General features: G+C 70.3%; 6 protein-coding genes. 3 read left to right on the top strand and 3 right to left on the bottom strand.

Going from position 1 to position 7,554, the window contains the following annotated elements; all coding sequences use genetic code 11:
* Positions 1-1,121: 1,121 nt before the first annotated feature.
* On the bottom strand, positions 1,122-1,961 hold the full coding sequence (locus tag DRB06_RS02080) for an ABC transporter permease subunit (protein ID WP_073332918.1): 840 nt from the start codon (positions 1,959-1,961) through the stop codon (positions 1,122-1,124).
* Positions 1,958-2,887 carry an ABC transporter ATP-binding protein gene (locus DRB06_RS02075; RefSeq protein ID WP_111819014.1) on the bottom strand — a complete coding sequence of 310 codons (930 nt, stop codon included), beginning with the start codon at positions 2,885-2,887 and terminating at the stop codon, positions 1,958-1,960. The genes DRB06_RS02080 and DRB06_RS02075 overlap by 4 nt, the downstream gene beginning before the upstream one ends.
* Before the next feature lie 418 nt (positions 2,888-3,305).
* On the opposite strand from DRB06_RS02075, the gene DRB06_RS02070 reads away from it, so the two are divergent.
* Positions 3,306-4,289: a tyrosine recombinase XerC gene (locus DRB06_RS02070; RefSeq protein ID WP_111819015.1), complete on the top strand. Its 984-nt coding sequence runs from the start codon at positions 3,306-3,308 to the stop codon at positions 4,287-4,289.
* A 63-nt stretch (positions 4,290-4,352) separates the two neighbouring features.
* On the opposite strand, the gene DRB06_RS16485 is transcribed toward DRB06_RS02070, so the two are convergent.
* Entirely contained in the window at positions 4,353-5,183 is an 831-nt protein-coding gene (locus DRB06_RS16485; RefSeq protein ID WP_258522116.1) for a M23 family metallopeptidase, read from the bottom strand.
* Between the two features lie 567 nt (positions 5,184-5,750).
* Between DRB06_RS16485 and rpsB the strand changes: the two genes are divergently transcribed.
* A complete protein-coding gene (gene rpsB, locus DRB06_RS02060) occupies positions 5,751-6,662 on the top strand; it encodes a 30S ribosomal protein S2 (protein WP_073332923.1) in 912 nt (303 codons plus the stop codon).
* A gap of 50 nt (positions 6,663-6,712) precedes the next feature.
* Positions 6,713-7,552, top strand: a complete 840-nt coding sequence (gene tsf, locus DRB06_RS02055) for a translation elongation factor Ts (RefSeq protein ID WP_073332924.1) — start codon at positions 6,713-6,715, stop codon at positions 7,550-7,552.
* Positions 7,553-7,554 lie beyond the last annotated feature (2 nt).

The following is a 7,554-nucleotide window of genomic DNA, read 5'->3' as shown; positions in this document are numbered from 1 at the left end:
CGGGGATCACCGCACATGGGAGCCGGCCGCACTGTTCACCGGTTGATGTGTTATCCGCGTAATTACGCCAAATCGCTAGAACAGCTCCACAACTGAGCGTGCCGCGCGTGCTCACGCCGGACCCACCCGGGCGCGGGTTCGGCGCCATGCCCCGGATCGGGGCGTCCTGGTCGTCGCCGGGCCCACCCGTGCGCGGGTTCGGCTCTTGGCGTTCGAGGGCGTGATGGCGGGGAGGGTACGGGTGTGCGGATGGTGGGGTGCCGATGGTTGTGAAGGACTCGCGGCTGCGCACTGCGTGGTGCCGGGCGGAGGCCGGAAATGTCCACATTCGGCACTAACGCCGTCGATGCGGATGCAGTCTGATGCGGCATCCGCATGATTTCAACGTATTGTTCGCGGCCGTTGACACGGCTGGCACCGTTCGTGCCGAATCTGGACATTCCACTGCGGCCTACACCCCGGATCGGCCCACCACAACCGCCAAGCCGAAGGCGCCACTAATCCGCCTCTTCGTGTTTGTTTATGGGCGCGGGCCCGGGCTGCTGTGTGGTGGTCGTGTTCGGGGCCCTGTTCGACAAGAGCCGGCCCGCCAGGTGGTCGTGTTCGGGTGTAGGAGGTCGTGTTCGGGCTGACGAGGTCGTGTTCGGCGGGCGCCGGTTTGCCGAATACGACCTCGTCGTCCCCAAACCCTCCACATTCGGGAGGGTTTCGGGTTGACGAGGTCGTTTTGGTCGAGCCCGGGTCGTTGTCGGGCTGATGAGGACGTTCTCGGGGCGGCGGGGACGATGTCGGGCCGGTGGAGGGCGGCGTCGGGGGCGGCGTCAGGCGAAGGCGTGAACGTTGACCCGAACGCACGAGCCGTCGTGCCTGGCCCACCGCGGTCCAGCGCGCACCCCCAGCCAACGCGCACTCCCACCAATCGCGCCACGCACCACGCAACTGGCACGCGTGCGTCCACCACCCCCGGCGACCCGCTGCCCATCAGCCCGTCGCGTCCCCAAGCACGAAGACTTGGTAAACACCGAGGGGGCTAAGTAGACCCCACCCGTCCGTGGCTTCCCCACCCGGTGATCGGCGCTGCGGCGCCCAGTGGTGGACGCAGCCGGCACCTACCCCTTGTCTCAGCGCCCGATGTCGCGGCGTGATAGCGCCACACAGGCGACTGCGACCAGCAGGGCACTGAACCCCCATAGCAGCGCCAGGCCGCCCCAGTCGACGCCATTGCTCAGAGGGCGCTCGTCGAAGGCCCAGTAATACGGCGACAGGTGCACGAGCCAGTCCAGATCGGCGGACATGCCGCCGATTGCGTTTAATGCGTAGCCGAGCGCGGCCACCGTGGCGCCGGCACCGAGCGACCAGGCGCTCCGGCCTGTCAGCGCGCCGGCCGCCAGCGCGGCAGTTCCGGAGAGCACGGCGAGACCCGCCCAGGAGGCCGTTGCAGCCAGCACGTTGGGGATGGACAGCGCCAGCTCGACGACTGGGTTGAGCACCAGTAACACAGCTACCGTGACGAGGGAGAGCACAAGCACCCGTATGACCAATGCGGCGGCGGTCTCTGCCACGTACTGCACGCGGCCCACGGCGTGAGCGAGCGTGAGCTCCAGGCGTCCGCTCTCCTCCATGCCCGCAATGAACCGCGCACCCCAGGCGGTGGCGGCAATGGCTCCGAGCGCGAAGCCGAGCAGCCCGAAGAAGGTGGCTTGGGCATAGCCCGCACCCGTGGCGATCTGGTCGTACCCCAGGAGGGACACGAGCTCCGTGGGCAGGGTGTCGAGGATGTCCGCGAGTTCGGGCGTCTGCAGCGACGGGTAGACCGGCAGGTACAGAGCCAGCACCGCGGCGAGTGCGACGCTCCAGCCGAGCAGCGAGCGGGCGCCCTCGGCCAGGTGCCGGCGCAGGATCGGCACGGCGGCGCGGGATTCCGCACCGGAAATGGCGGCCCGCGTGTTGGAAGCGCTCATGCTGACTCCTCCTGCTCCTCCTGGGCGTACAGGTTGAGGATCGACTCCTCCAGATCGGGCTCTTCGATCGTGAGTTCCTGAACCGTGAATCGCGACAGGGCCTTGACGAGTTCGTCCGCCCGTCCGCGGAACGCCCCCTGAACGCGCAACTGGTTGCCCGGCGCCGGCTCGATCTGCAGATCACTCAATATCCCGGGCTCTGCCAGGCCGCCGCGAATCTCCCGCGCGGTGACCTCACTGAGCACCGCGCGCACTCGGGATACGGCCGCCGGGCGTAGGGAGGGGACCTCGCCCTCGGCCACAACGCTGCCGTGGGACAGCACGGCAGCCGCATCCGCGGCATGCTGAATCTCGCTGAGGATATGAGAGCTGAGCAGCACGGTCTGTCCGGCGTCGCGTGCCTCCCGTACCAGGTTCAAGAATTCGCGCTGCATGAGCGGGTCCAGTCCGCTGGTGGGCTCGTCGAGGATCAACAGCTCGGGGGAGTGCATGAACGCCTGGATAAGCCCAAGCTTCTGCCGGTTCCCCTTCGACAGTGACCGCACCGGGCGACTCAGGTCAAGATCGAGGCGTTCGGCCAGGCCCTCGATCCGACCTGGGGCGACCGGGCCGCTGAGCTCGGCCAGATGCTTCAACAGCGCGGCGCCGCTGGTGCGTTCGCCCAGGTTGAGCTCACCCGGCAGGTAGCCGATGCGACGGCGCAGCTGTGGGTGGTCCGTGGTGGGCGAGGCGCCGAGCACGGAGATGCCGCCGCTGCTGGGGCGCATGATGCCGAGCAGCATGCGCAGCACCGTGGTCTTGCCGGCCCCGTTGGGGCCGATCAGTCCGTACACGCAGCCGCGCTCGACCCGCAGATCGATGCCCCGCACCGCATGCACGTCTCCGAAGCGCTTGTGAAGCGAATGAGTGGCGATAACTGCCGACATGAGTCCTCCCGAGCCGACGGCATGCGCCCATTCGGCACCCGGCGGGCGCGAAGTGCATCTCTGAGTACGCTACGGAGGCAATATGGGAGGGTCAATACCGGTCCGTGAGCCGGACACCGGGCCTGGTCACGTGTTCCCTGGCTTGTCGGGGCGAACATTGTCCGAATCCGGGACAAACATACTTGGAGCACCGGCCCTCGATTCCAGAATCGTTGGAATTATGCGGCTTCAAGATCGGCGACCGGTCCGGCGGCGTGCGTTTGTCCCGGATGGCGACAATGCCGGTCGTGGCGGCGCTCAAGGGCCGAGCCGCGTCCCACCCACATCCTCAAACCAGAAGAGTCACTAGACTGATGGCGTGCGCGCGGATCCCAAGGCTGGTGAGGCCTCCTCGGCGGCCCCGGCGGTGGGACGACAGATGAGGCCGACGAACGGGAGCAGGTGCGGTACCCGGGCCGGGCTGCTGGACGCGTTCGCCCGCTACCTGGACCTGCAACGCGGCCTGTCGGCGCACACGGTGCGCGCCTACCTCGGCGATCTAGCGGAGCTGCTGACCTTCCTCGGCGTCGGCGAGGGAGACGACGAGCCGGTGGGGCCCGCCCTGGGCAGCCTGGACCTGCCGGACCTGCGCGCCTGGCTGGCCACCATGTCCGCCGACGGCGCCGCCCGTGCGACTCTGGCCCGCCGCGCCGCCGCCTGCCGCACCTTCTCCAACTGGGCCTACCGCAACGGACTGCTGGGGGCCGACGTCGCCGCCCGGCTGCGCTCGCCCCGCGCCGATGCTCGCCTGCCCTCTGTGCTCACCCCCGCCCAGGCCGCCGTCTTGCTGGACGCGGCGGCCGACGCCGTCGCCGCGGCCGGGACGACGGCGGATGACGGCACCGATGCCGACGTGGCCAGGGCACTGGCGCTGCGCGACCGGGCCATCCTGGAGATCCTGTACGCCACCGGCGTGCGCGTGTCCGAACTGTGCGCCCTGAACCTGGGGGACGTGGACGCCGCGCGTCGCACCATGCGGGTACTGGGCAAGGGGAACAAGGAACGCACGGTGCCCTACGGCGGCCCCGCCGCCGCGGCCCTGGAGGACTGGGCGGACGCACGCCCCGCCGTAGCCGCCGCCGACGCCGGAGCGGCCCTGTTCCTGGGCGCCCGCGGTCGCCGCATCGGGCCGCGGGCCGTACGCGAGATTGTCCACCGCACGGCCGCCCGCGCCGGCGTGCCCGACCTGGGCCCCCACGGGCTGCGCCACTCGGCCGCCACCCACGTGCTCAGCGGGGGAGCGGACCTGCGCAGCGTGCAGGAACTGCTCGGGCACTCGTCGCTGGCCACGACCCAGCGCTACACGCATGTATCCGCCGAGCGCCTGCGCGCCGTCTACGCCCAGGCCTTCCCACGGGCTTGACGACCCGGCTACCGAGTATGCGACACCGACCCCGCTCGGCCCGGCCGGCAAGTCGGCCTCCAGTCAGCCCAGCGGCTTGAGGCGGATCACCGCGGGCTGAAGCAGGCGCAGCGGGTTGACGTAGGTCTTCGGGCCGGTGCGGGCACCCCAGTGCAGGGCGTCGGCGCCGTCGGCGCGGTGGCCGGATTGCAGCGTGCCGATCACCTGGCCGCGCGCAACCGCCTCGCCGGCCTCGACGCACGGATCCACCGGCTCGTAGGTGGTGCGGATGCCGTCGGCATGGTCGATGGACACCACCGGTCGTCCGGCCACCATCCCCGCGAAGGCGACCGTCCCGTCCGCGGCCGCCAGCACCTGCGAGCCCGCCGCCAGCGCCAGGTCCACGCCGCGGTGCCCGGAGCCCCAGACCACCGCAGGCGGATCGAAATCGGCCAGCACCGTCGTCGCCATGCCCGTCGGCCAGGCGTAGCGCACCCTCGTGGCCACCACCCCCGGCAGCGGCGTGGCGGGTTCCGCCGCCGTCCCGGCCGCGAATGCCTGCAGCGGGTTCGGCTCGCCGCCCCGCCAGGCCATCACCACCTGCCGCGGCACGGTCGCGGACCCCAAGGATGTTGCGTCCACTCCGGAGGCCGGCGTCGGCGACAGGGCGAGGGCGGCGCCGACGGTAAGCGCGGCCCAAGTCGCCGCCAGGCGCCGGGCCCGACGTCGCGCCCCTCCCGGGCGCGGTGGAGGGGGACCGCCGGATGAGACCTCGCCGGGGGAGCGGTCGGCCGGATCCTGGCGGGTGTGCCCGCCCGGGGCCGCGGGGGAGTGCCCATCCGTGGCGGTCGTGTTGACGGTAACGGCTGAAGCGGAGGTGCCGACGGCGGTGTCGGCGGCTGTGAAGTTGCTCATGGACACCAGCGTGCGCGGGTACGCACCCGAGCGCACCTGCGGCATGGTCCGCCTGTGGATAACCGATCCGGTTGGATGTCGCCAATCGGACCTGTGGACGCCGGTACGCCAATCCGAAGGTGCCCGCCCCTCCGGCCGAGCGCACCCGCCCACGGACTCACCCCGCTGTGGCCTGCGGATTCGTCCCGTGCCACGAGGCTTGCCCGGCGGCCCCGCCCGCATGATCCGCGCCGGCGCTGTGATAACCTCGCGCCCGCAGCCCCGCGCGGGTTCGGCGGCCTTAGTCGATCCGTTGCGTGGCTGACTTCGCGTGTCCGCGCCCGTTCCGCCGTCGGCGGGGCGGGAACGTCCTTTCGAGCGCCACGGCCGAGGTCCCGCATTGCGTAAGCACGGTGGGTGGCCCGGCGTCGCGGGCACCAGGCCCCATGCCCGGCCTCCGGGCAGCCGCGCCCCGCCCACGGGGCCTCCGGTCAAAGGGGAAAACCACCCATAACCGGGCGCCCCGTCCGCACCGCGGCGGGCCGCCCCTCGACTGCGCGCCCGCCGGGCGTGCCTGAAAGGACCCTCATGGCGATTGTCACCATGCGCCAGCTGCTCGAGAACGGTGTGCACTTCGGCCACCAGACCCGCCGTTGGAACCCCAAGATGAAGCGGTTCATCCTCACCGAGCGCAACGGCATCTACATCATCGACCTGCAGCAGTCGATCGACGGCATCAACACCGCCTACGACTTCGTCAAGGAGACGGTCGCCCGCGGCGGCAACATTCTGTTCGTCGGCACCAAGACCCAGGCCCAGGCCGCCGTGGCCGAGCAGGCCCAGCGCGTCGGCATGCCCTACGTCAACCAGCGCTGGCTGGGCGGCATGCTCACCAACTTCACCACCGTGCGCGGTCGCCTGGACCGCATGAAGGAACTCGAGCAGATCGACTTCGACGACGTGGCCGGCTCCGGCCACACCAAGAAGGAACTGCTCATGATGCGCCGCGAGAAGGACAAGCTGGTCAAGACCCTCGGCGGCATCCGCGACATGGCCAAGCCGCCGGCCGCCATCTGGGTGGTGGACACCAAGAAGGAGCACCTGGCCATCTCCGAGGCACAGAAGCTGGGCATCCCCGTCGTCGCCGTGCTGGACACCAACTGCGACCCCGACGAGGTCACCTACGCCGTCCCCGGTAACGACGACGCCATCCGCTCCGTCGCGCTGCTGACCCGCATCATCGCCGACGCCGTCGCCGACGGGCTCGTGTCGCGCTCCGCCGGCCGCGCCCGCACCGGTGAGGAGGCGGAGGTCCCCGCCGCCGAGGCCGAGCCGCTGCCCGAGTGGGAGGCCCAGCTGCTGGCCGGTGCCGAGGCCGAGGCCGCCCCGAGCGAAGAGTCGGTCACCGAGGCTGCCGCTGAGTCGGCCACCGAGGCCGTCCAGAGTGAGGCTCCGGTGGCTCCTTCGGATAGCGAGCCTGCTCCCGCCGAGCAGGCCTGAGTCCAGTAGCCGCCCGTTCACTCCAATCTCAGCAATTTCAGGAGATATCCATGCCCAACTACACCACCGCTGACATCAAGGCGCTGCGCGAGAAGACCGGCGCCGGCATGCTCGACGTCAAGAAGGCGCTCGACGAGGCGAACGGTGACGCCGAGAAGGCCATCGAGATCATCCGCGTCAAGGGCCTGAAGGGCATCGCCAAGCGCGAGGGCCGCTCCGCCTCCGCCGGCCTGATCGCCGCCAAGGTGGTCGACACCGACGACGCTCAGGTGGGCGTCCTGGTGGAGATCAACTCCGAGACCGACTTCGTCGCCAAGAACGAGAAGTTCATCGAGTTCGCCGACAAGGTCCTCACTGCCGCCATCGACTCCGGTGCCGAGACCGCCGAGGCGCTGGCTGAGGTCGCCGTCGACGGCACCACCGTCAAGGAGCTCACCGACTCCATGCAGGCCGTCATCGGCGAGAAGATCGTCGTGCGCCGCGTCGGCCGCCTGGCCGCCGACCACGTCGAGCTGTACCTGCACCGCACCAACCCCGACCTGCCCGCCCAGGTGGGGGTGCTGGTCGGCACCGACGCCAAGGCCGCCGAGGTCGCCCACGACGTCGCCATGCACGTGGCCGCCTACTCCCCGCTGTACCTGGACCGCGACTCCGTCCCGGCCGAGACCGTGGAGAAGGAGCGCGCCATCGCCGAGGAGACGACCCGCGCCGAGGGTAAGCCCGAGAAGGCCATCCCGAAGATCGTCGAGGGCCGTATGAACGGCTTCTACAAGGAGAACTGCCTGGTGGACCAGGCCTACGCCAAGGACCCCAAGACCACGGTCGGCAAGGTCATCACGGCCACCGGCGGCAAGCTGAACGGCTTCGTCCGCTTCCGCGTCGGCGCCTGAGC

The organism is Actinomyces sp. Z5 (genome assembly GCF_003287795.1).
Taxonomy (GTDB): domain Bacteria; phylum Actinomycetota; class Actinomycetes; order Actinomycetales; family Actinomycetaceae; genus Actinomyces; species Actinomyces glycerinitolerans.
Note: the sequence above shows the minus strand (reverse complement) of the source record. Positions and strands in the feature narration are given on the sequence as shown.

Coding starts and splice junctions, on each gene's coding strand:
- DRB06_RS02080 (WP_073332918.1), bottom strand. CDS start 1,961: ATGAGCGCTTCCAACACGCGGGCCGCCATTTCCGGTGCGGAATCCCGC.
- DRB06_RS02075 (WP_111819014.1), bottom strand. CDS start 2,887: ATGTCGGCAGTTATCGCCACTCATTCGCTTCACAAGCGCTTCGGAGAC.
- DRB06_RS02070 (WP_111819015.1), top strand. CDS start 3,306: ATGAGGCCGACGAACGGGAGCAGGTGCGGTACCCGGGCCGGGCTGCTG.
- DRB06_RS16485 (WP_258522116.1), bottom strand. CDS start 5,183: ATGAGCAACTTCACAGCCGCCGACACCGCCGTCGGCACCTCCGCTTCA.
- rpsB (WP_073332923.1), top strand. CDS start 5,751: ATGGCGATTGTCACCATGCGCCAGCTGCTCGAGAACGGTGTGCACTTC.
- tsf (WP_073332924.1), top strand. CDS start 6,713: ATGCCCAACTACACCACCGCTGACATCAAGGCGCTGCGCGAGAAGACC.